Source organism: Pseudomonas sp. 05T35, from assembly GCF_056396605.1.
In genome coordinates, this window is the sequence record NZ_JBFTLU010000915.1 from 1 (window position 1) to 544 (window position 544).

A 544-nucleotide genomic window follows, 5' to 3' on the forward strand; every position below is an offset into this window, starting at 1 on the left:
TTAGATCAGACCGCGAGTCGGGGTTATGGGCAGGACATGCACCCGGTTGTTTTCAGAGATCGTCGAGTGATAGTCAAACTCGACCACTTGCAGGACGTACATGCGCACAACCAGCGCGCAGGTAATGGCAACCACGAACAATGCGCAGGCCAATAGGCGTTTGTTGACCAGGCGCGTTTCTTTTTCGTGGTCCTTGATCGGGATCGGTTCGGGCATTTCTGCAGCAACTCTTTGACCGGGTTAAACGCCATTCCCTGCGCGTGACATCAGTCCATTAAAAAACGAGCTGCACCATACCAAAAACTGCGCGGCCACTTTAGGGGTAATTTCCCAAGTGATTGTCCTTGACGGCCAAAACGACGGTCGGACATTGGTGCAGCCGATGAGCACTTTCTTGCAGGCAAAACAAAACCCCAACTGCTTTCGCAATTGGGGTTTCGGAATTTAATCTTGACGATGACCTACTCTCACATGGGGAAACCCCACACTACCATCGGCGATGCATCGTTTCACTGCTGAGTTCGGGATGGGATCAGGTGGTTCC

At 52.2% G+C, this 544-nt stretch carries 1 rRNA gene and 1 pseudogene; both read right to left on the reverse strand.

The annotated features are described in order from the left end of the window. Positions 1-216 (reverse strand): annotated as a pseudogene (locus tag AC1DH9_RS30660) (penicillin-binding protein 2); the annotation flags it as partial. A 232-nt stretch (positions 217-448) separates the two neighbouring features. Continuing rightward, positions 449-544 (reverse strand): 5S ribosomal RNA (rrf, locus tag AC1DH9_RS30665); the annotation flags it as partial.